The sequence below is a fragment of the Vibrio qingdaonensis genome (assembly GCF_026191675.1).
Lineage (GTDB): Bacteria > Pseudomonadota > Gammaproteobacteria > Enterobacterales > Vibrionaceae > Vibrio > Vibrio qingdaonensis.
This window is the reverse complement of the sequence record NZ_JAKRRY010000003.1, coordinates 281,056-304,809: the sequence shown is the minus strand read 5'-3', so window position 1 is coordinate 304,809 and position 23,754 is coordinate 281,056. Positions and strand designations below refer to the sequence as shown.

At 44.9% G+C, this 23,754-nt stretch carries 21 protein-coding genes; 15 read left to right on the top strand and 6 right to left on the bottom strand.

All coding sequences use genetic code 11. The annotated features are described in order from the left end of the window. Nucleotides 1-35 precede the first annotated feature (35 nt). Complete coding sequence (gene ligA / locus MD535_RS04915) at nucleotides 36-2,039, bottom strand: NAD-dependent DNA ligase LigA (RefSeq protein ID WP_265673808.1); 2,004 nt, start codon at nucleotides 2,037-2,039, stop codon at nucleotides 36-38. A 73-nt stretch (nucleotides 2,040-2,112) separates the two neighbouring features. After that, nucleotides 2,113-3,129, bottom strand: a complete 1,017-nt coding sequence (zipA, locus tag MD535_RS04910) for a cell division protein ZipA (RefSeq protein WP_265673807.1) — start codon at nucleotides 3,127-3,129, stop codon at nucleotides 2,113-2,115. 184 nt (nucleotides 3,130-3,313) lie between these two features. Here zipA and cysZ point away from each other — a divergent pair, with 184 nt between their 5' ends. Beyond that, nucleotides 3,314-4,051 carry a sulfate transporter CysZ gene (gene cysZ, locus MD535_RS04905; protein WP_265673806.1) on the top strand — a complete coding sequence of 246 codons (738 nt, stop codon included), beginning with the start codon at nucleotides 3,314-3,316 and terminating at the stop codon, nucleotides 4,049-4,051. Between the two features lie 69 nt (nucleotides 4,052-4,120). Here cysZ and MD535_RS04900 read toward each other — a convergent pair whose 3' ends face one another. Continuing rightward, nucleotides 4,121-4,591 (bottom strand): zinc ribbon-containing protein, encoded by a 471-nt coding sequence (locus MD535_RS04900; RefSeq protein ID WP_265673805.1) that lies wholly within the window; start codon nucleotides 4,589-4,591, stop codon nucleotides 4,121-4,123. A 266-nt stretch (nucleotides 4,592-4,857) separates the two neighbouring features. Between MD535_RS04900 and leuS the strand changes: the two genes are divergently transcribed. The 13 genes from leuS (at nucleotide 4,858) to MD535_RS04835 (ending at nucleotide 17,968) form a co-directional block, all read left to right on the top strand. Next, nucleotides 4,858-7,434, top strand: coding sequence for a leucine--tRNA ligase (leuS, locus tag MD535_RS04895; protein WP_265673804.1), 2,577 nt, complete (start codon nucleotides 4,858-4,860; stop codon nucleotides 7,432-7,434). 154 nt (nucleotides 7,435-7,588) lie between these two features. Then, nucleotides 7,589-8,161 (top strand): LPS-assembly lipoprotein LptE, encoded by a 573-nt coding sequence (locus tag MD535_RS04890; protein WP_265673803.1) that lies wholly within the window; start codon nucleotides 7,589-7,591, stop codon nucleotides 8,159-8,161. A 99-nt stretch (nucleotides 8,162-8,260) separates the two neighbouring features. Further along, nucleotides 8,261-9,280, top strand: a complete 1,020-nt coding sequence (gene holA / locus MD535_RS04885; protein ID WP_265673802.1) for a DNA polymerase III subunit delta — start codon at nucleotides 8,261-8,263, stop codon at nucleotides 9,278-9,280. A gap of 77 nt (nucleotides 9,281-9,357) precedes the next feature. Beyond that, nucleotides 9,358-9,675: a ribosome silencing factor gene (rsfS, locus tag MD535_RS04880; protein WP_265673801.1), complete on the top strand. Its 318-nt coding sequence runs from the start codon at nucleotides 9,358-9,360 to the stop codon at nucleotides 9,673-9,675. Between the two features lie 4 nt (nucleotides 9,676-9,679). Next, nucleotides 9,680-10,150 carry a 23S rRNA (pseudouridine(1915)-N(3))-methyltransferase RlmH gene (gene rlmH, locus MD535_RS04875; protein WP_102468828.1) on the top strand — a complete coding sequence of 157 codons (471 nt, stop codon included), beginning with the start codon at nucleotides 9,680-9,682 and terminating at the stop codon, nucleotides 10,148-10,150. 11 nt (nucleotides 10,151-10,161) lie between these two features. Further along, entirely contained in the window at nucleotides 10,162-12,048 is a 1,887-nt protein-coding gene (mrdA, locus tag MD535_RS04870; protein WP_265673800.1) for a penicillin-binding protein 2, read from the top strand. Continuing rightward, nucleotides 12,048-13,169, top strand: coding sequence for a rod shape-determining protein RodA (gene rodA, locus MD535_RS04865; protein WP_265673799.1), 1,122 nt, complete (start codon nucleotides 12,048-12,050; stop codon nucleotides 13,167-13,169). Before mrdA ends, rodA begins: the two co-directional genes overlap by 1 nt. Next, entirely contained in the window at nucleotides 13,170-13,964 is a 795-nt protein-coding gene (locus tag MD535_RS04860) for a septal ring lytic transglycosylase RlpA family protein (protein WP_265673798.1), read from the top strand. Between the two features lie 103 nt (nucleotides 13,965-14,067). Continuing rightward, on the top strand, nucleotides 14,068-15,246 hold the full coding sequence (locus tag MD535_RS04855) for a serine hydrolase (RefSeq protein ID WP_265673797.1): 1,179 nt from the start codon (nucleotides 14,068-14,070) through the stop codon (nucleotides 15,244-15,246). Nucleotides 15,247-15,416: 170 nt separating this feature from the next. Then, the gene (ybeD, locus tag MD535_RS04850) at nucleotides 15,417-15,695 is read left to right on the top strand and encodes a DUF493 family protein YbeD (RefSeq protein WP_237483776.1); all 279 of its coding nucleotides are present in this window, start codon (nucleotides 15,417-15,419) and stop codon (nucleotides 15,693-15,695) included. A 175-nt stretch (nucleotides 15,696-15,870) separates the two neighbouring features. Continuing rightward, nucleotides 15,871-16,512 (top strand): lipoyl(octanoyl) transferase LipB, encoded by a 642-nt coding sequence (gene lipB, locus MD535_RS04845; protein WP_265673796.1) that lies wholly within the window; start codon nucleotides 15,871-15,873, stop codon nucleotides 16,510-16,512. Between the two features lie 4 nt (nucleotides 16,513-16,516). Next, entirely contained in the window at nucleotides 16,517-17,482 is a 966-nt protein-coding gene (lipA, locus tag MD535_RS04840) for a lipoyl synthase (RefSeq protein WP_265673795.1), read from the top strand. A gap of 156 nt (nucleotides 17,483-17,638) precedes the next feature. Beyond that, nucleotides 17,639-17,968 (top strand): hypothetical protein, encoded by a 330-nt coding sequence (locus MD535_RS04835; protein ID WP_102468849.1) that lies wholly within the window; start codon nucleotides 17,639-17,641, stop codon nucleotides 17,966-17,968. Between the two features lie 92 nt (nucleotides 17,969-18,060). Here the strand turns inward: MD535_RS04835 and glyA are convergent, their stop codons facing one another. Further along, nucleotides 18,061-19,311, bottom strand: a complete 1,251-nt coding sequence (glyA, locus tag MD535_RS04830; protein WP_265673794.1) for a serine hydroxymethyltransferase — start codon at nucleotides 19,309-19,311, stop codon at nucleotides 18,061-18,063. Nucleotides 19,312-19,659: 348 nt separating this feature from the next. Here glyA and MD535_RS04825 point away from each other — a divergent pair, with 348 nt between their 5' ends. Next, nucleotides 19,660-20,259, top strand: coding sequence for a YitT family protein (locus MD535_RS04825; protein WP_265673793.1), 600 nt, complete (start codon nucleotides 19,660-19,662; stop codon nucleotides 20,257-20,259). Between the two features lie 105 nt (nucleotides 20,260-20,364). On the opposite strand, the gene treC is transcribed toward MD535_RS04825, so the two are convergent. Beyond that, complete coding sequence (gene treC / locus MD535_RS04820) at nucleotides 20,365-22,050, bottom strand: alpha,alpha-phosphotrehalase (RefSeq protein WP_265673792.1); 1,686 nt, start codon at nucleotides 22,048-22,050, stop codon at nucleotides 20,365-20,367. A gap of 60 nt (nucleotides 22,051-22,110) precedes the next feature. Continuing rightward, nucleotides 22,111-23,535 carry a PTS trehalose transporter subunit IIBC gene (gene treB, locus MD535_RS04815; RefSeq protein ID WP_265673791.1) on the bottom strand — a complete coding sequence of 475 codons (1,425 nt, stop codon included), beginning with the start codon at nucleotides 23,533-23,535 and terminating at the stop codon, nucleotides 22,111-22,113. Between the last annotated feature and the right edge of the window lie 219 nt (nucleotides 23,536-23,754).

Sequence of the window (23,754 nt, the reverse complement as noted above, 5' to 3'; positions counted from 1 at the left end):
TCATAAGAGGCTCCTTTTATATCACTGAATAACTATTACGGGATTAAATCTATTAAATCTTGTTCGGTTTTTATTTCCACACCTAGCTCTTGAGCTTTCGCTAATTTAGAGCCTGCATTATCACCAGCAAATAATATGTCGGTTTTCTTAGACACACTGCCGGTCACTTTTGCCCCTAATGCTTGCAGCGCTGCTTTTGCATCACCGCGATTAAGTTGTGACAGTGAACCTGTTAACACCACCACCTTGCCCGCTAATGGTTGTGGGACATCATCACTAAGCAGTTCAATAGCAGGCCAATGAACGCCAACATCAATCAATGAATCAATGACCTGACGATTTAATTCTGCGGCAAAGAAGTACCTGATATGCTTAGCCACAATTTCGCCAACATCCTGCACTTCTAGTAACGCCTCATGAGATGCCCCCATGATGGCCTCAAGTGTTTCAAAATGCGCAGCTAGATTGGCCGCTGTGGCCTCACCAACTTCGCGAATACCTAAAGAATAAAGAAAACGCGCGAGCGTCGTTTCTTTTGATACCTTAAGCGCATTAACGACATTCTGCGCCGATTTAGGCCCCATGCGCTCAAGAACCGTTAATACACCAGCGGACAATTTAAAGAGATCAGCAGGCGTTTCAACCATCTCTTTATCAACAAGCTGCTCTATCACCTTGTCTCCAAGCCCATCAACATCAAGTGCTTTCCTTGAGACAAAGTGCTTGAGCGCCTCTTTACGCTGCGCTTGGCAAACTAATCCACCAGTACAACGAGCCACCGCTTCGCCCTCTATTCGCTCGATACCCGATGCACATACCGGACAGGTTTGCGGAAAACAAATATCCTGCGCATCTTCTGGTCTTCGCTCTGGCACAAAGGCAACGATCTGCGGAATAACGTCCCCCGCTCTTCTGACAATCACGCTGTCGCCTATTTTGACGCCAAGACGAGCAATTTCATCGGCATTATGTAGCGTGGCATTGCTCACCGTTACGCCGCCAACAAATATAGGCTCTAGTTTTGCCACCGGCGTGATCGCTCCGGTTCGCCCAACTTGGAACTCAACGCTGTTTAATGTAGTAATTTCTTCTTGCGCTGGAAATTTATAAGCAATCGCCCAACGTGGTGCACGAGCGACGAACCCGAGTTGCTCTTGCAAGGCGATGTCATCCACTTTAATCACTACCCCATCAATTTCATACGCTAATGCATCGCGCTTATCTGAAATCGATTTATGATACTCCTTCACTGCTTCAATACTACTGACTCGCATGGTTTCCGGGCCCATAGGAAAACCCCAAGACTTAAGCTTCGTGAGCCTATCGTAGTGACTCGGTGGCAGTTCAGTGCCTTCTACCACACCTAGGCTATAAGCATAAAAACTCAATGGTCTTGTCGCCGTCACTCTAGAATCTAGCTGGCGTAAGCTACCCGCCGCTGCATTACGTGGATTAACAAATACCTTGTCACCTTTTTTGGCGGCAAGCTCATTCATTTTGTTAAAGCCCGCTTTAGGCATAAACACTTCACCACGTACTTCAAGACGCGCGGGAATATCACTGCCTTGTAGCTTCAATGGGATCGCACTAATAGTGCGGACATTTTCCGTAATGTTTTCACCTGTTGCGCCGTCACCACGTGTCGCTGCCTGAGTGAGAACACCATTTTCGTACATCAAGCTCACCGCTAAACCGTCTAATTTAACTTCGCAACAGTAACTTCCCACAGTGGTGCGGTTAACACGTTCGCCTAGCCTCTTATTGAATGCATCTAAGTCTTCATCCGAAAAAGCATTGTCGAGCGATAGCATGGCGATTTCATGTTTGACTTGAGTAAAACCATCCAATGGAGCCCCGCCCACACGTTGGCTTGGTGAGTCCACCGATACCCATTCAGGGTTGTCCGCTTCAATCGCCAGTAACTCTTGCATTAAACGATCATACTCGGCATCGGGGACGACTGGTGTATCCTCCACGTAGTACTTCACGGCGTAATGGTGAAGTTGATCTTTAAGTTCATTTAATCGTTGCTGAGACATGCTTTTATCCTGATCGTAATGATAAAAAAGGCTCCTATTAGTAGGAGCCCTTTTTTACTAATAAATGGTTATGTTACGCACCCGCTTTTAAGCGGTTAAAATCCTGAATCTGTTTCTTATAGGCATCAATGCGAGTTGGGGTGAGTAAGTTACGCTGGTCATCCAACACATTGCCACTGACATCGTCCGCGATCTGTTGTGCGGTTCTAAGCATGAGCTTAAAGTTTTGCTCAGCTTCGCCAAAACATGGCAACGTCATAAAGAATGAAATCCCCTTGGTGGTAAAGGTCTCTGGATCATCATGCTGAAGTGTACCTGGCTGCATCATATTCGCGACACTGAAGAGGACCTTCCCCGTTCCAGATAGATCGGCATGACGGTGGAATATATCCATATCACCGTAAATCAGGCCGTTTTGACGCATGCTATCGAATAGCTTACTGCCGATAAACGGTTCATTACCAGCGCAGTGTACATTCATCACCAACACTTGCATTTCCGGTTCTTCGGGCTCACTAATCTCTGACTCTTTGGGTGTGCTTGGCGCCACAACCTTGTCCTGAGCATTCGAGACTGGTTGATTCTCATCAACATCAGAAAATGCTTGTGATGACACGACCTCATCGAAACGCTCTACCTGTGGCGTAACCACATCGATAGCATCAAGGTCGATCTTAGGCTCTTTTAGATCCAGTGGCTCTAAATCATCTGCCGTTTCTTTCGCACTAAATGATGGCATATCGTCAGTTTCATAGGAGGCCGTCAACGAATTCGTCCTATCCCGACGGTTCTCATAGTGAGTCGGTCCGTCCGACACAACGACATCATCGAGAGCATCATCAAGAGGATCAAACGCGGGTGCTTGTTGGTTCAAACCAAAATCAGGTTCGCTTTTAACCTTACGCACGATCTCAAAATCATCTTCTGGTGCCACATAATGATCATCATCTGATGTCTCATCGATATTTCCCAAAGGTCGATCAGCAAATTTTTTCTGGCCTTCTTTCTTGCTTGACCATAAGCCATGAAACAACAGCGCCGCTATGGCTAAGGCACCGACAATAATGAGTACGAATCGCAATTCCTGCATTGTTTGCTCTCAATGTTATAAAAATAGTCCTTATTGAAGTGCTTAAACACTTCCAACTGACCTACTTTACCAAAACTCTACCTATTAATAGAACACCTTAGTATAAGAAGTTTGTGATTTCCTCTGACCTTTTTTGTTATAGTCGCCCTAAAGCCCTGCTAAATCACTATAAAGGAGCTCAACTTTGAACAAAGCCAATACCGGATTTGGTTACTTCCACCAAGGTTTTCAGCTTGCTTTCACGCCTGGCATTCGTCGTTACGTGATTATGCCTTTGCTCGCTAATATTTTATTGGTTGGCTCCGCTATGTATTACCTCTTTTCTAACTTAAATATTTGGATAGAGAGTTGGATGGGCGCTTTACCAGAATTTTTATCATGGCTGAGTTATGTCTTGTGGCCGCTGCTGACGTTAACCATCTTGGCCACCTTTTCGTATTTTTTTAGTACGCTTGCTAACTTTATTGCTGCGCCATTTAATGGCCTACTTGCCGAAAAAGTTGAAGAATCCCTCACTCAACAAAAAGTGTCTGATGATGGCATACTCAGCGTCGTCAAGGATGTGCCACGAATTATGGCAAGAGAGTGGCGAAAATTGCTTTACGTACTACCAAAAGCGATCGGGCTTTTTCTGCTGTTATTAATACCCGCTCTTGGGCAAACTATCGCGCCATTTCTTTGGTTTATTTTTACCGCTTGGATGTTAGCGATCCAATATTGTGATTACCCATTTGATAATCATAAGGTCCCATTTAACGATATGCGTTTATCTTTAAAAAGAAAACAAGGCAAAAGTTACAGCTTTGGCGCAATCGTTGCGTTATTCACGTCGATCCCAATTTTAAACTTGTTTGTGATGCCTATTGCGGTTTGCGGCGCAACTGCAATGTGGGTACAAGAGTTTAAAGAACAGCACAAATAACCCTGCAAACTCCAACAATTCACGAATCAGTCCCCCTCTTAGTAAGAAGGGACTGATGAATTGATGGGATTAAGGCTTAAGAGGCTGCCTATTAAAGGTTTTGTGACCGCACTTGCTGCAATTTGAAATGGTTGTCGGGTGATTGTATTCCGCTTTATGGCCGCACTCTTCACATACCAGCACCCCAAAACCGATCATCTCTCCGGCGCTATATACACCTTGGTGCTCGAGATCCTGAAATAGCTCTAACCACTCAACTTTCGTTTTGTCCGTGATATCTAACAGTCCTTGCCAAATCGAGTTAGCCACCATCAAATAAAATGGCCCACTTTTACTTTCTTCATAGTTGTCAGCAAATTCTTTTAAATCCGAATGGATATAAGCAGAGATCAACGCCATTTCATCTTTTGTCATGTCGTTCGCGGCTTCAATCACAGAGCCTGACTTTTCGAGCACATGCTGCACTTCTTCAGGGCTGTGCTTGAGGTTATCCACCACATCTTCAAACATCTCTTCATAGCTGGCTTTACGTTTAGGCATAGATCCCCCTTTTTCGCCACAATCATCACAGCTTACGCTAGACAACAAATGGAATAATCTTATAAGTATAGCGTGCTACGTCATAACACCTAACTGACTACCCCATCAGTCTGCACTCTGCCTAACATTACCATTCAATATGGCAACTTCAACGACTCTGGGTACATTGACTATTGTTGACCGCGCCTGCTTTAGGTATTCTATGATGATCTAGTAGTCTCTGTTTTAACAGAACTCACAAATTCCAAGATAACCGGAAATCATCGATGCAAGAACAATACAACCCGCAAGAGATTGAGCGTAACGTTCAAGAACACTGGGACAACAATAAAACCTTTGTTGTAAGTGAAGACGCAAATAAAGAAAAATTCTACTGCCTATCTATGTTCCCATACCCAAGTGGTCGACTGCACATGGGTCATGTTCGTAACTATACCATCGGTGATGTGGTTTCACGCTTCCAACGCCTGCAAGGTAAAAATGTCATGCAACCAATCGGTTGGGATGCATTTGGTCTACCGGCAGAAAACGCAGCAGTAAAAAACAATACTGCCCCAGCACCGTGGACGTACGAAAACATTGAGTACATGAAAAACCAGCTTAAATTATTGGGTTTTGGTTACGATTGGAGCCGTGAATTCGCAACCTGTACGCCTGAGTACTACCGTTGGGAACAAGAGTTTTTCACTAAACTTTACGAAAAAGGCTTGGTCTACAAAAAAACCTCTTCTGTTAACTGGTGTCCAAACGACCAAACTGTACTGGCTAATGAGCAAGTAGAAGACGGTTGCTGCTGGCGTTGTGATACGCCTGTAGAACAAAAGAAAATTCCACAATGGTTCATTAAGATCACTGAGTACGCGCAAGAGCTACTAGACGATCTAGACAACCTTGAAGGTTGGCCTGAAATGGTTAAGACCATGCAGCGCAACTGGATCGGTCGCTCTGAAGGTGTTGAGCTATCTTTCGCTGTTAACGGTGAAGAAGCGCCACTAGAAGTATACACAACACGCCCAGACACACTAATGGGTGTATCTTATGTAGGTATCGCAGCAGGTCATCCGCTGGCAGAGAAAGCCGCGAAGAACAACGCTGAACTTGCCGCATTCGTTGAAGAGTGTCGTAACACTAAAGTTGCAGAAGCTGAACTTGCAACAATGGAAAAGAAAGGCATGGATACTGGCCTAACGGCTACCCACCCTCTTAACGGTCGTGTTGTTCCTGTATATGTAGCAAACTTCGTTCTTATGGATTACGGCACAGGCGCGGTAATGGCGGTTCCTGCTCACGATCAACGTGACTACGAGTTCGCCACTAAGTACGGCATCGATATCATTCCAGTGATCAAGCCAGAAGACGGTTCTGATCTAGACGTGTCTGAAGCGGCTTACACGGAGAAAGGCGTACTGTTCGATTCTGGTGAATTCGATGGTCTTGCTTTCCAAGCAGCATTCGATGCCATTGCTACGAAGCTAGAAACTGAAGGCAAAGGTAAGAAGACTGTTAACTTCCGTCTACGTGACTGGGGTGTATCTCGTCAACGTTACTGGGGCGCGCCAATCCCAATGGTCACCACTGAAGACGGTGAAGTTCACCCAGTACCAGCAGACCAACTGCCCGTCATTCTTCCAGAAGACGTAGTCATGGATGGCGTCACTAGCCCTATTAAAGCTGACAAGTCTTGGGCTGAAACCACATTCAACGGCGAACCAGCTCTACGTGAGACTGACACCTTCGATACCTTCATGGAATCGTCTTGGTACTACGCGCGTTACTGCTCACCACAAGCCGATGACATTCTCGACCCTGAGAAAGCCAACTACTGGCTGCCGGTTGACCAATACATTGGTGGTATTGAACACGCGTGTATGCACTTACTTTACTCTCGTTTCTTCCACAAATTGCTACGCGATGCGGGTTACGTAACCTCTGATGAACCGTTCAAGCAACTTTTGTGTCAAGGCATGGTACTTGCGGACGCGTTCTTCCACACGAACGAGAAAGGTACGAAAGAGTGGATCGCTCCAACTGACGTAACTATCGAACGTGATGGCAAAGGTCGTATCGAAAAAGCTGTCGATAACCAAGGTCGCGAAGTTGAACACTCAGGCATGATCAAAATGTCTAAGTCGAAGAATAACGGTATCGACCCACAAGAAATGGTTGATAAGTACGGTGCTGACACGGTGCGTCTATTCATGATGTTTGCATCGCCTGCAGACATGACGCTTGAATGGCAAGAGTCTGGTGTTGAAGGAGCAAACCGCTTCCTGAAGCGCGTTTGGAAATTGGTTCACGCGCACTCTTCTAAAGGTGCTGCTGAGACTGTTGATGCGTCTGCGTTATCTGGTGATCAGAAAGCACTTCGTCGTGATGTCCACAAGACCATTGCAAAAGTAACCGACGATATCGCCCGTCGCCAAACGTTCAATACGGCAATCGCGGCCATCATGGAGCTGATGAATAAGCTCGCAAAAGCACCTCAAGAGTCAGCGCAAGACCGTGCCATCCTTGATGAAGCACTAAAAGCCGTGGTTTGCATGCTTTATCCAATGACGCCGCACATCTCTTACGAAATGTGGATTGCTCTTGGTGAATCAAACGTAGACTCGGCAACATGGCCAACGTTTGACGAGAAAGCTTTGGTTGAAGACGAGAAAACGATCGTTGTTATGATCAACGGTAAGCTACGTGCGAAGCTAACGGTTGCCGCTGACGCGACAGAAGAACAAGTTCGTGAGCTAGGACTCAACGATGAGAATGCGAAAAAGTTCTTAGATGGACTAACGATTCGCAAGGTTATCTTTGTTCCTGGTAAGCTATTGAACATCGTAGCAAACTAAACAGCGTCCTGGATCCTGGATATAAAGTCGCAGGTGTTATACCTGCGACTTTAATCGCTCACGATTATTCAACACCATTAACCCATCATCGTTTTATTTAAGCCTCCTATTTAGGGCGCTTACATAAACCATTGTCTAACGAGTAAGCGGTATTATGCGCCTGTTAAAACACAACCTACTAAAACTCTTTTCTGTGTTCCTACTCACCTCGCTCCTTAGCGCTTGTGGATTCCACCTTCGTGGTGAGTACACAGTACCGGATGATATAAAAGAAATTTCTGTCACCAGCTTTTCACCATATGGCGAAATAACAAGACTTGTTAAAGAGCAGCTGCGATTAAATAAAATTAAATTGGTAGAACCAAGTGCTACGATTACCAATATCCACATTTTGGGTGAAAGCATCGGTGACAGAACACTGTCTCTTTACCAAAACACACGAGCTGCTGAAAAAGAAATCACATATAGCGTAAACTATAGAATTACTATCCCTAACATTGGCTCAAAAGACTTCTCCGCGTCCATGACTCGTAGCTACCTTGATAACCCATTATCTGCATTGGCAAAATCAGAAGAAAAGTCGCTAATCGAAAAAGAAATGAGACAGACATCTGTCCAACAAATGATGCGTCAGATGGCACGTTTGAAATCAGAAATTGAAGAGTTTGAACTCAAGAAAAAAGAAGCAGAAACAACAACTGAGCCAGTAGCAACGTCTCACTCCTAGTCTATCTTAGAGAATGTACGTTTTACTTCGTGAATGTAAGTTGTACAGCGAGAAGCTCATGCTTCTCGCAACAATTAAGCCTTCGTACAAGGAATTAATGTGAAAGTTTTTGCCGATCGTCTTACTGAGTCGCTTACTCAGCGCTGGTTTGCTTGCTACCTGTTATTTGGTAATGAACCACTATTTATTCAAGAAAGTCGCGCCCACATCATCGCGCGAGCCAAAGCATTAGGCTTCGAAGAACACCACAGATTTGTCGTCGATGCTTCTATTGATTGGAATGACGTTTTTGATTGCACGCAATCTATGAGCCTGTTCTCATCAAAGCAAATTATTGAGTTAGAGCTTCCGGAAGCGGGGGTTAACGCCGCTATTGCGAAACAACTAACAGAAATAGCGAGCCAACTTCATGAAGATATTGTCTTGCTAATATCCGGCAGTAAATTAACCCGCGCTCAAGAGTCTGCCGCATGGTTTAAGGCGCTAAATGGCTGCCATGTAAGCTGTACGACTCCCGATATCAAACGGTTGCCACAATGGGTTACACAGCGATGCCGAGCGATCAATCTCACTCCCGATCATGAAGCGGTCCAGCTACTATGCCAATGGCATGAAGGCAACCTATTTGCGCTATCTCAAAGTCTCGAAAAGCTGACACTTTTATACCCAGATGGTCAGTTAACGCTCCTTCGAGTACAAGAGGCGCTGAGCCGCCACAATCACTTTACCGTCTTTCATTGGGTTGATGCCATGCTAGAGGGAAAAGCGAAACGCGCTCAAAGGATCTTAACCCAGCTTGAATCTGAAGGCATTGAAGCGATCATTTTGCTTAGAACTGTTCAAAAAGAGTTGTTTCAACTGGTAAAAATGCAACAAGCCCTAACGCAACTTTCCATGGCGCAAGTGTTTGATAAGTTTCGCGTATGGCAAAATAAGAAACCCCTTTATAACGCAGCGCTGACCCGCTTATCTCCAGCTAGGCTCAAACAATCTATTCAGTTACTAGCACAGATAGAAGTCCAAGCGAAAACACAGTATGACATCAGCCCTTGGCCATTAATCCATCAGTTATCCATGAACTTAAGCGTTACTGACACACCGATGTCTTTACCTCACTAAAACCTGTTATAATCCGAAGATCAATAACCGCGTTAGTGTTATTGCCTTGTTCTATTCCACCAAAAGAGGAAAACCCCTTGCAACACGAAGAATTGAAACTATTTCTAGCTGATAAAGCGGATGACATGAAAGCCGTCGATATCGTTACCATTGATGTAATCGGTAAATCAAATGTCACTGACTTCATGATCGTGTGCACCGGTACATCGAAAAGACACGTTGTTTCTATTGCAGACCACGTCGCAACTGAAGTGAAAAAAATGGGCCTAGAGCCACTTGGTGTCGACGGTGAGCAAGAAGGCGAATGGGTCGTTCTGGATATGGGCTCCACCATGCTACATGTCATGCAAGAACAACACCGAGAGCTTTACCAACTAGAAAAACTCTGGGGCTAATCGCTTGAAACTACAACTCATCGCTGTTGGGACTAAAATGCCTAAATGGGTAGAAGAAGGCTTTCAAGAGTATCGCCGACGCTTCCCTCATGATATGCCTTTAGAGCTCATTGAAATTCCTGCTGGAAAACGCGGGAAAAATGCTGACATTGCACGTATCTTGCAAAAAGAAGGCGAAGCCATGTTAGCGGCTGTCCCTAAAGGCAATAGAGTCGTAACCTTGGATATTCCGGGTAAGAAATGGGATACCCCTCAGCTTGCCGAGCAACTTGAGAGTTGGAAACTCGATGCCCGTGATGTTTCTATTTTGATCGGTGGCCCTGAGGGCTTAGCGCCAGCATGTAAAGCGGCGGCCGACCAAAGTTGGTCATTATCGGCATTAACACTGCCGCACCCATTGGTACGAATAGTGATGGCTGAAAGCTTATATAGAGCTTGGTCAATTACCACTAATCACCCTTACCATCGAGAGTAGTTTCACCCCCTATGAGACTTAAACGTAGCCAGATAAGAGACCATCAGGCAGAAGCGCGACTGTTTAAAAGTCGCGCTTTAGTATCTTTCATCTTCATTATTGTGATGATGATGCTTTTGGTCGCCAATCTATACAACATCCAAATCAATCAATATCAAGATTACAAAACCCGCTCAAACGACAACCGTATCAAAGTCGTTCCGATTGCACCCAATCGTGGGCTAGTTTACGACCGAAATGGCGTACTACTGGCGGAAAACCGCCCGGTATTCAACTTAGAAATCATCCCTGAGAAAGTCAAAGATATGGATCAAACCATCTTAGACTTACGCGAATATCTCGACATATCCGATGACAGAATCGAAGCCTTTCAACGTGAGCGTAAGCGCACACGACGCTTCAAGTCTATCCCACTGTTGACCCAACTCAATGAACAACAAGTGGCCACTTTTTCTGTCCATCAGCACAAATTCCCTGGCGTTGAAATTGCGGCAACCCTGAAGCGCTACTACCCATATGGTGACGTGCTGACTCATGTGATTGGCTACGTATCTCGCATCAATGACCGTGATATTCAACGTCTAGCTCGCGAAGAAAAAGTAGCAAACTATCAAGCAACTCGTGACATTGGTAAGCTTGGTATTGAACGCTATTATGAAGATTTATTACACGGTACTGCTGGCTACCAAGAGGTGGAAGTCAACAGCCGTGGACGAGTGCTACGTACCCTGAAGTTCGTTCCGCCCACGCCGGGCAAAGATATCGTTTTAAACCTAGATATCAATTTACAACTGAAAGTCCATAAACTACTTGATGGACGCAGGGGGTCCGCCATCGTGCTCGACCCTACCGACAACGGCGTATTAGCGATGGTTTCCAGTCCGAGCTATGATCCGAATGCGTTTGTGAATGGGATATCAAGTAAAGCCTACCGAGCATTACTTAACGACAAAAATCGACCGCTGGTAAACCGAGCAACGCTGGGTATCTACCCTCCAGCCTCCACGATTAAGCCATTTATCGCGGTAGCCGCTCTGCAAGAAGGGGTGATAACCCCGACGACAACCCGAAACGATCCGGGTTACTGGCGCATACCGAACTCCAAAACCCGTCCTTATCGTGACTGGCTGCGTTGGGGGCACGGTAAAGTCACCATTGTCAAAGCGATTGAAGAGTCGGTGGATACCTTCTTCTATCAAATCGCTTATGACATGGGCATTAACCGCCTCTCATCTTGGATGATGATGTTCGGCTTTGGCGACTATACCGGTATTGATATTCATGAGGAAAGTAAGGCAAACATGCCAACTCGTGAATGGAAAATGGCAAGGCACCGCACCCCTTGGTATCAAGGTGACACGATCCCTGTCGGGATCGGACAAGGCTATTGGACTGCCACACCAATGCAAATTGCAAAAGCAACATCCGTTCTTGTGAACCGTGGCGAGGTACTCTCTCCTCACCTACTGCGTGCCACAATAGACAATGGTGACAACTTCGACCAACAAGTCTTAGCTGAAGTCGATAGCCGACAACCAATTACAGGTGTACAACAACGTTATTGGGATCTCGCCTTGGAAGGGATGCGCCGAGTTAACCACGGCGTCAAAGGTACTGCTCGTCGTTCCTTTACCAACATGCCCTATCAATCTGGAGGCAAGTCAGGTACAGCTCAAGTATTTAGCTTGGGTGAAGATGAAAAGTACAACGCGGATGAAATCGCAGAGCATTTGAAAGATCATGCTTTATTTACCGGCTTTGCTCCATTCAAAAATCCAGAGGTTGTGGTCACCATAGTGCTCGAAAACGCCGGAGGAGGGTCTACAAATGGTGCTCCAGTAGTAAGGCAAGTGTTTGATCTCGCACTCACTGAAAATGAAGAAGGTGAAGAAGAATAATGAAATTCGATCCATCAACAGGACGAAACCGCTTCCTACTTGAACGCTTTCACATCGACCTACCCTTATTGCTCGGTATCCTTGCTCTCATGGGCTTTGGGTTGGTCGTGATGTACAGTGCTAGCGGGCAAAGCCTCGCGATGATGGATAGGCAAGCCATGCGGATGGTATTGTCATTGGTTGTTATGATTGGCTTAGCCCAGTTATCACCTCGCACGTACGAAACCCTTGCGCCACTCATGTTCTTCACAGGCGTCATTCTGTTGTTGGGCGTGTTGTTTTTCGGCGAGTCTTCTAAAGGAGCACAGCGATGGCTAAACCTCGGTTTTGTCCGTTTTCAGCCCTCTGAGCTGCTTAAACTCGCCGTTCCCCTTATGGTGGCAAGATATATTGGTAAACGCACGCTCCCCATCAGCTTTCAAACGCTCATCATTTCCCTCGTTATGGTAATGGTACCTACCATTCTTATTGCAAAACAGCCGGATCTTGGTACTTCCATCCTTATCGCGGCGTCGGGTATTTTTGTCATTTTCTTAGCCGGAATCAGCTGGAAAATCATTACCGGAGCGGCTATTGCCGTGGGGGCATTTATCCCCGTGCTATGGTTCTTCCTGATGCGGGAATACCAAAAAGTAAGGGTTCGAACACTATTTGACCCTGAATCTGACCCCCTTGGCGCTGGTTACCACATCATACAGAGCAAAATCGCGATTGGCTCTGGTGGTTTAGGCGGCAAAGGTTGGTTGCACGGCACACAATCGCAGCTAGAATTCTTACCAGAACGTCATACTGACTTTATCTTTGCAGTCATTGCCGAAGAATGGGGTATGATTGGGATATTGCTTCTTCTGTCATTGTACTTATTCATCATTGGTCGCGGGCTCTATCTAGCAAGCTCTGCACAAACTGCGTTTGGCCGAATGATGGCAGGCAGTATTGTTCTCAGCTTTTTTGTTTACGTTTTCGTAAATATTGGTATGGTAAGCGGTATATTACCTGTTGTTGGTGTCCCTCTGCCGCTTATTAGCTATGGAGGCACTTCCATGGTGACCTTGATGGCTGGCTTTGGCATATTGATGTCCATCCATACTCACCGAAAAGCGTTTTCAAAGGCGACATAAATGACTCTGTTTTTTTCCTCATTACAATCTCGCTGGTTGCTTACTGGCTTGAGTATCATCGTCATCGCGGGCTGCTCTTCGTCAGACAGCCGCTACGATATTGATAATGATGTGGCTCCTACCACCCCCATTTCTGTTGATCATATTGAAGGGGCTCAGCCAAAATATGAACCTTATAGCATGGGCGGTAACAAAGACTATAAATTGCGCGGTCAGCAATATACCATTGTAAAAGATGCTCAAGGCTTTACTGAAAAAGGTCAAGCATCATGGTATGGAAAAAAATTCCATGGACATTTGACGTCAAATGGTGAAGTGTATGACATGTATTCTATGTCAGCCGCGCACAAAACGCTGCCAATACCTAGTTATGTAAAAGTCACAAACACCGATAATGGCAAAGAAACTATCGTACGCGTTAATGACCGAGGTCCATTTCATGAGGGTCGAATCATCGACCTCAGCTATGCGGCGGCCAAAAAACTCGATGTGATAAAAACGGGGACAGCCAATGTTAAAATTGAAGTCATTACCGTTGAGAAACCAACGGGAAAGCATCAACTAGATAAGCACCCGAAATATGGCATACAAGTGGTGGCGTCACCACATAAAGACAGAATCACCAAACTGTCTAACGAATTAAGTAATACCCTATCGGTTGAGACGTTCCTATCACCGATAAAGAATAATTATCGCTTAATGCTTGGTCCTTTTAGCGACTATAAAGATACTCATGATGCGTTAGAGCAAGTACAAAAGCTCGGTTATACCTCAGCTTTCGTCAAAAAACTTTAAACATCATTGACATAAATCACCGTTGTTACTTAGTGTGTAAGCTCTTTAGTGCGCAGCGACCAATCTGTTACTATACGGATAACTCACAAATACTGTGTTCAACATGAATAAAAACAAGTCTTCTATGAAATTCATTACATCTATTGCTCTTGCAGCAACATTAACGGCTAGTTATGCCGTAGCTACGCCTGTCGTGATGCCTAACGCGCCGCAAATTGCCGCGAAAGGCTTCGTACTTATGGACTATAACTCAGGTAAAGTCCTCGCTGAAAAAGAGATGAATACCCAACTTCATCCTGCCAGCTTAACCAAAATGATGACAAGCTACGTTATCGGCCAAGAGCTAAAAAGCGGCAAAATTGCACCAACAGATGAAGTCACCATCAGTAAAAACGCTTGGGCAAAAAATTTCCCTGACTCTTCTAAGATGTTCATCGAAGTAGGCACTAAAGTCACAGTTGAAGAGCTAAACAAAGGCATCATTATTCAATCTGGTAACGATGCTTGTGTCGCTATGGCAGAGCACATTGCAGGTTCAGAAGATGCGTTCGTTGATTTAATGAATGCTTGGGCGAGCTCAATTGGCATGAACGATACGCATTTTGCGAACGTTCATGGTCTCGATAATCCAAACCTATATTCAACGCCATACGACATGGCACTGCTAGGGCGTGCACTTATCAAAGACGTTCCAGATGAATATCGTGTTTACTCCGAGAAGAAGTTTACCTACAACGGCATCACACAATACAACCGTAATGGTCTATTGTGGGATAAAAGCATGAATGTTGATGGTATTAAAACCGGTCATACAAGCAAAGCTGGTTACAGCCTAGTCAGTTCAGCAACCGAAGGTAAAATGCGCCTTGTTGCCGTAGTGATGGGCACAAAAAATGCCAATGCTCGTAAATCGGAAAGCAAAAAGCTACTCAGCTATGGCTTCCGTTTCTTCGAAACCGTCAACCCTCATACCGCGAATGAGACCTTCGTTGAAGAAAAAGTATGGATGGGTGACAAAGATACCGTTGCTCTTGGTGTGGCAGAAGACACCTTCGTTACCCTCCCTCGTGGACAAGCGAAAAATTTAAAAGCGAGCTTCGTGCTTGAAAAACAACTTGAAGCACCCATATCTAAGGGCGATGTTGTGGGTAAGCTATACTATCAACTAGATGGTGAAGATGTTGCCGAGTACCCATTACTTGCACTTGAAAACGTACAAGAAGGCAGCTTGTTTAGCCGCTTATGGGACTATATCGTTTTACTGGTTAAGAGCTTCTTCTAACCACAACGTAAAATGACGATAGCAAACAAAGCCGCATAATGCGGCTTTGTTGCTTTTTACTTCAAGTATCATCGACTAACTTATATGCAGCGAACTCGTCTTGAGTTTCGTCGCCTTTGACATTACTATTCGCACCGTTACAACAAATTTGATTTTTTGGAGTCGCCATTATGTTAACCATCAATTCAGATGCAAAACTCAAAGACCTACTAGAGTTCCCTTGCTCGTTTACATATAAAGTGATGGGTTATGCTAAGCCTGAACTTCCTGAAAAAGTGTTGGAAGTGATCCAGCGTCACGCACCTGGAGACTACAGCCCAACGATTAAGCCTAGCGCTAAGGGCAACTACCATGCTGTTTCAATTAACATCACTGCGACGTCTATTGAACAGGTAGAAACGCTCTACAAAGAACTTGGCGAAATTGACATCGTTCGCATGGTTCTGTAAAAATTTGAATTATTCAATTTTTTTTGAAAGCAGCCTCGGCTGCTTTCTTTTTATTTTTCAAAAAGTTAACTAGAGAACATAACAAACTGGTTAAATTTTCACTATTTAGCTGTAGTTCAAGTCAATGAACAGGTTTATAATGCAAACACTTTATTAAGTGACGACGAGGGTACGAGTGAAGAATCAGCTAATAGTAAGAAAGCTTGGGCGCAAAGACTACGAACCAGTCTGGAAAGCCATGCATGCTTTCACCGACAATCGAAACGACGACACTCGTGACGAAGTCTGGTTAGTAGAGCACAACCCAGTCTTCACTCAAGGGCAAGCAGGTAAAGAAGAACACTTACTCAACACCGGTGACATCCCTGTCGTCAAAAGTGACCGCGGTGGACAAGTGACCTATCATGGTCCTGGTCAACTGGTCGCTTACTTTCTAATTAACCTTCGTCGTAAAAAATTAGGTGTCAGAGATCTCGTCACTCATATAGAGAATCTCGTCATCAACACGCTAAACACCTATAATATTGCGGCGGCGGCAAGGCCGGATGCTCCTGGTGTTTACGTCGATGGAAAGAAGATCTGCTCTTTAGGGCTTCGTATCCGTAAAGGCTGTTCGTTTCACGGATTAGCCTTAAACGTCGATATGGATCTCTCTCCTTTCTTAAGAATTAATCCTTGCGGCTATGCCGGTATGGAAATGGTCCAAATTAGCCAACTTGGTGGGCCTGATAGCGTTGCCAGCGTCGAAGAACAGCTGGTCAACGAATTAATACAATTACTTGATTACGAGCAAGTAGAATTCAGCGAAGAAGCATAAGACGATGAGCAAACCTATACAAATGGAAAAAGGCGTCAAATATCGCGACGCAGATAAAATGGCACTGATTCCGGTAAAAAACATGCCGGAGGAACAAAGAGAAGTCCTACGTAAGCCAGAATGGATGAAGATAAAGCTGCCTTCTGACAGCCAAAGAATTCAAGACATCAAAAAGGCGATGCGTAAAAACAATCTTCACTCAGTCTGTGAAGAGGCGTCTTGTCCAAACCTCGCCGAGTGTTTCAACCATGGTACTGCGACGTTTATGATCCTTGGTGCTATTTGTACTCGCCGCTGCCCATTTTGTGATGTTGCCCATGGTCGTCCAAATGCACCTGAATCTAATGAGCCGCAAAAACTGGCTCAGACCATTAAAGACATGAAACTCAAATATGTGGTCGTGACTTCCGTTGACCGCGATGATTTACGTGATGGCGGCGCTGAACACTTTGCTAACTGTACTCGTGAAATACGAACGCTGAATCCTGAAATTCGTATTGAAACCTTAGTACCGGATTTCCGTGGCCGTATGGATGTTGCCTTAGAAGCATTAAAAGACAACCCACCCGATGTCTTCAACCACAACTTAGAAACCGCCCCTCGCCTTTACCGTAAAGCGCGACCTGGTGCGAACTATAAATGGTCGCTACAGCTGCTAGAAAAATTTAAAGCTATGCACCCAGATATTCCAACAAAGTCTGGGGTAATGATGGGGCTCGGTGAAACAAAAGAAGAGATTGTTCAAGTACTTAAAGACTTGCGAGCTCATGGCGTCACCATGCTGACGCTCGGTCAATATCTCGCACCAAGCCGCCACCACTTACCGGTTGAGCGTTATGTACCACCATCAGAATTTGATGAGCTTAAAGAAATTGCACTAGAGCTTGGCTTTACCCATGCCGCCTGTGGACCTTTTGTGCGTTCTTCTTACCACGCGGATCTACAAGCGAAAGGCGTAGAAATTAAATAACCGCCGTAAAAAGTCCCCCACATAAAAAACACGGATGTGCGTTGCACTATCCGTGTTTTTTTTAAGAAAAATGACCATCATGACAATCTCGTACTCGCATTTTCGTCATTTTTAGGTAGGCTTATAGAAAAACATCAGCCATTCAAGGATGTACGCATGAAATTGCTTAAAATAGGTTTACCCATCATAGCCGCCACACTCATTGCGGGTTGTGCTCAAAACTCGCAACAAGACAATTACTTAGAAGCTTCATTCGAGTTATGTAATACCGAAGTGAACCTTTACTCAGTCAGCGATGATGGCCGTGTTCGAGTAGTATGTAAAGATGGCGCGAAGTTCTCAATGAACAGTGAGAAAACGCTGGAAATTATGCGAGATATCAACATTGATTACTGTAACGGTGAAGGCTTAGGGCAATTTAACGAAAGCCGTAAGTACTACTCCTTCAAGTGTAAGTCTGGCACGTTACTTAATATAAATAAGTAATTTCACGTTAATTGCTAAGCGTCACGCACAAAAAAACGAGCTAATACGCTCGTTTTTTTAATGCCTGTTATAGCAGAGTTCTTTTAGCTCACTTACGCGTAAACTGGCAGACGCTTACAAATGTCCAGAACCTTCGCTTTTGTAGCAGCAATTACCGCTTCGTCGCCAAGATTGTCAAGAACATCTGACATCCAATTCGCTAACTCTTTCGCATCAGCTTCAGAGAAACCACGACGTGTGATCGCTGGCGTACCAATACGAATACCAGAGGTTACAAATGGGCTGCGTGGATCGTTCGGTACTGAGTTTTTATTAACGGTAATGTTAGCAGAGCCCAAAGCCGCATCCGCTTCTTTACCTGTGATGTCTTTATCAATCAGGTCAACAAGGAATAAATGGTTCTCTGTTGAGTTAGATACGATCTTGTAACCACGCTCTTGGAATTGTGCAACCATCGCTTTAGCATTATCAACTACACGTTGTTGATAAGCTTTAAATTCAGGCTCCATCGCTTCTTTAAACGCTACCGCTTTACCCGCGATCACATGCATCAGAGGACCACCCTGACCACCAGGGAAAACCGCTGAGTTCAGTTTCTTGTACATGTCTTCGCCAGCGTTTGAAAGAATCAAACCACCACGTGGGCCAGCAAGTGTTTTATGCGTTGTTGTTGTAACAACATGAGCATGTGGTACCGGTGTTGGGTAAACACCAGCGGCGATAAGGCCGGCAACGTGTGCCATATCAACAAAGAAGTACGCGCCAACTTTGTCTGCGATTTCACGCATACGTGCCCAATCAACGATTTGAGAATAAGCAGAGAAGCCACCGATGATCATTTTTGGTTTGTGCTCAACAGCCAACTGTTCCATTTCGTCGTAGTTGATTTGACCCGCTTCATCAATACCGTAAGGAATGACATTGTAGTGCTTACCAGAAAAGTTTACTGGAGAACCGTGAGTCAAGTGACCACCGTGCGCTAGGCTCATGCCTAAAACCGTATCTCCTGGGTTCAAAAGCGCCATATAAACCGCACTGTTCGCTTGAGAGCCAGAGTGTGGCTGAACGTTTGCATACTCACAGCCGAAAAGCTCACATGCACGATTGATTGCCAATGTTTCCGCTTTATCGACATACTCACAACCACCGTAGTAACGCTTGCCTGGGTAGCCTTCAGCGTACTTATTGGTTAATTGCGTGCCTTGCGCTTCCATCACGCGAGGGCTGGTGTAGTTTTCCGAAGCAATAAGCTCAATGTGCTCTTCTTGGCGAAGAGTTTCTTCTTGAATGGCTGCAAATAGTTCCGCATCGTAATCAGCGATGTTCATATCACGCTTTAGCATCTGTATCTCCTGACTCAGATTGTACTGAAAGTTTCAAAAAAACCACACAATGACCAAAAGCAAACGTTTTCGTCACCACGTTTGATGAATCGCATAATACATAATTTGATCTAGGTCATAAAGGAAAAAATGGATCTTTTTCATGCAGTTTCTTCATAGTGAACGTTAGGTTGCATCATGTACGGCAAGAAAATAACCCCATTAGCAACCTAAAGTGTCAATAATTCCTTTTACAGTGTGTAAAAATTGAATTACATAGGTTTACCGTAATTTTCCCCTCCTAGCTATCGAAACGATCATCTTTTTAATACTATTGCCGCCAATTACTATCGGAAGATTTTTAACTTGATGGAAAAACACTCACGTAAAGAAGACTGGATAGCCATTTTGACCGGCACTTTCATAGTGGCCCAAGGCATATTCTTCTTGCAATCGGCTCAATTACTGACTGGCGGGACCACAGGTCTTGCGTTATTACTTAGCCAGTTTCTACCGATTTCATTCGGTATGCTCTATTTTGCCGCCAATACGCCATTCTACTTATTAGCCTGGCGACGCTTTGGTAAACGCTTTGCGATGAGCAGTGCCATTTCCGGTGCGCTCGTGTCCATTTTTGCCGATAACATGCATCATGTCGTGTCTGTCGACCATGTGAATACCGTTTACTGCGCAATCGCAGGGGGATTACTCATGGGGTTAGGCATGTTGATCTTATTCCGTCATCGCTCCAGTCTTGGTGGCTTTAATGTTCTATGCCTATTTATCCAAGAACGTTTTGGCATCTCTGTTGGTAAAACTCAACTTGCCATCGACTGTACTATTTTGCTGGCCTCTTGCTTCTTCGTTGCGCCACCAATTATTTTGGTTTCTATTATCGGCGCCGTGGTACTCAACATTGTCTTAGCGATGAATCACAAACCGACTCGGTATGTGGTCACCTACGGATAAAAATGAAAACGCCCCTCAATTTGAAGGGCGTTTTTACCTAATGACACCTCGCTAGTTTACCAAAATGGCTTATGGCTTATGGCTTATGGCATAATAGCTTAATGGCTACTTTTTCAATAAGATCGCCATTGTCTGATACGGCTTTAAGGTTATCTCCGCTTCGAGCTCAATACGCGCCTCTGAGTGCGAATAATTCCCCACGACCACCTTGCCGCTTTGAGAAACATAGTGTTCCGGCAGCGTGACGGTTGTCTCTTGGCCATAATAATTGTTCAAGCAAAGTAAGCGACTGTCTTGGTTCTCTCTCATGTAACCATGAACTTGTGCATGCATTGGATACAGATCGACATAACGACCATCAGTGATGACTTTGAGCTGTTTACGCAGCGCAATCAAATCCTTATAAAAATAAAAAATTGACTGTTCATCTGCTATAGCGGCTGCCGCGTTAATCTCTGCGTAGTTGTCTGATACACCAATCCAAGACTCACCGGTGGTAAAACCAGCTTGAGCACTCTCATCCCACTGCATCGGCGTACGAGAGTTGTCTCGTGATTTTTGCTGTAAGATGGACATGATTTCATCGTGACTGTACTGTCCCGCTTGTTGCATCACACGATACATCGTCAGGGTTTCCACATCTCTATACTGCGATAGCTCACTAAAACCTGGGTTGGTCATACCGATTTCTTCACCTTGATAAATATAAGGTGTTCCCTGCATCAGATGAATCGAAGCTGCGAGCATTTTTGCCGACTCATTCCGGTAGAGCGTGTCGTCACCAAGGCGGCTTACCACCCGAGGTTGGTCATGGTTACACCAAAATAACGCCCCCCAACCACAACCATTGAGTCCTGTTTGCCAATGATTGAAGATTCGCTTTAATTCGATGAAATCAAATGGAGCAAGACGCCACTTTTCTCCATTCGGATAATCGACTTTAAGGTGGTGAAAGTTAAACACCATTGACAGCTCTTTGCCATCTTGCGCGCTGTATTGCTGGCAATGCTCTAGGGTTGTCGAAGACATTTCACCCACCGTCACAGAGCCATATTTTTGGAATACCGCTTCACTAATTTCTTGCAGATACTCGTGTACTCGTGGGCCATCGGTATAAAAGCGTCGCCCATCACCCTCATCATCGTCCAAAAAGGTTTGTTGCTTAGAAATAAGATTAATGACATCGAGGCGAAAACCATCCACGCCTTTTTTCGCCCAGAACTCAATAACTTGTTTGACTTCTTCCCGTACTGCCGGGTTCTCCCAGTTTAAATCCGCTTGTTCTTGTGCAAACAAATGAAGAAAGTACTCATCGGTTTTCTCATCCAGCTTCCAAGCCGAGCCACCAAACTTGGACTGCCAGTTATTCGGTAGCGAACCATCTTGGTTTGGTTTCCAAATATAGTAGTCTCGATACGGGCTATCTTTGTCTCCAAGGGCGGATTGAAACCATTGATGCTCGGTAGAGGTATGATTAACCACAATATCCATTACTAAACGGATACCGCGTTGATGCGCTTGTGCCAACAGTTCATCAAAGTCTGCCATGCTACCGAAGTCAGGATTGATCGCGTAATAATCAGAAATATCATAACCGTTATCGATCATTGGTGACGCATAAATCGGTGTAAGCCAAATGGCGTCGACCCCCAAGTTCTGCAAATAATCGAGTTTAGAGGTGATCCCCTTAATATCCCCGATCCCTTTACTACCGCTATCACAAAAGCTTTTCGGATAAATTTGATAGATTGTGGCGGTTTTCCACCATTGTTGCTGAGCCTGTAAACCCATCACCGTCTCACTTACACTTTAAAAAGGAAAAATAGGCTCGCAGATACGAGCCTTGAAATGTTATGCATTGGCGAGTTCAAGCTCACCTTTAGACTGAGCTCTCTTGTACATAAATAACGTAAGCATGATAGGAATCACGATAGCCACCAGCATAGCCACGAGATAAACGGTCCAATACTGAGGCTGAATAGATAAGATGCCTGGCAAACCACCCACACCGATCCCATTTGCCATCACACCAGCGCTCCCACAAATCGCCGCGGCTGCCGCACTGCCAATCATGGCGCTAAGCATTGGGAACTTGTACTTCAAGTTGATGCCATACATAGCAGGCTCGGTGACCCCTAAATAAGCCGAGATAGCAGCGGGAACTGAGATATCTCGCTCACCTTCTCGCTTACTAATAATGATGATGCCAACGACAGCCGATGCTTGTGCGATATTTGACAACGCAATCAATGGCCAGATTGGTGTGCCACCCAACTCTTGCATCAACTGAAGATCAACAGCATTGGTGGTGTGGTGAATCCCTGTAATGACCAAAGGAGCGTAGAAAAAACCAAAAACAATGGCACCAAGTACCGCAAAATCCCCAGTCATCGCCGCTTGAGCTGCGAAGGCTACGCCATCACCAAGCACTCGACCAAAAGGGCCAATCAGAGCGTGAGCGAGCACAACGGATAAGATAATGGATACAAAAGGTACGACGACCAAGTAGAGGTAACTCGGTACGATACGCTTTAAATGCGTCTCAATGAACGCTAACGCCACGCCCGCTAACATCGCTGGGATCACTTGCGCTTGATACCCAACTTTCTCGATAACAAATAGTCCAAAGTCCCAGACTTCAGGTACTTGTTTACCAATAAGGTAAGCATTCATCAATTGTGGTGACACCAAGGTGACCCCTAAGGTAATCCCCAAAATCGGCGTACCACCTAATTTTTTAACGGTAGACCAACAAACACCAACGGGTAAGAAGAAGAATATGGCTTCACCAATTAACCATAAGAAAGAGTGTACCGTGGCCCAAAACTGGCTAATTTCTGTTAACGTTTGACCATCAAACATTCGAATGTCGCCAATAACATTACGAAAGCCCAGAATTAAACCACCGGTAATAATCGCAGGTAACAGCGGAACAAAAATCTCAGCAAGGTGAGAGATACCGCGCTCTATAATGTTCATGTTGCTTCGTGCGGCAACTTTAGCTTCATCTTTTGAAGACTCACTTTTACCCGTCATGGCAATCAGGAGTTTATAAACCTCATCGACTTCAGTACCTATCACGACCTGAAATTGACCAGCATTAGTAAAGCACCCTTTTACTAATTTAAGCGCTTCTAAGGCACGCTTATCGGCTTTGTCGGTATCGTTTAATACAAAACGAAGACGAGTAAGACAGTGACTGACACTGGCAATATTCTCTTGCCCCCCGACACCGTCAATGATGGCAGCAACATCTTGTTTGGCTATATGGCTCATCGTATACAGACCTTTTCTGATAATTGAGATGAATCTCCGCTCACCTCTAATGAATTATAGTATCTTCACCTCAATAATGGGAACATTCCCAAAAGAGAGTAAGCACAGTGTGCCACCAGAACGCACCTTACAAAATGGGAACATTCCCATTAATTGAGCATGATCACACTCTTTGGTCAAATTTACAGCGTTTGTTGTTAATAATGAGAAAGATCAACG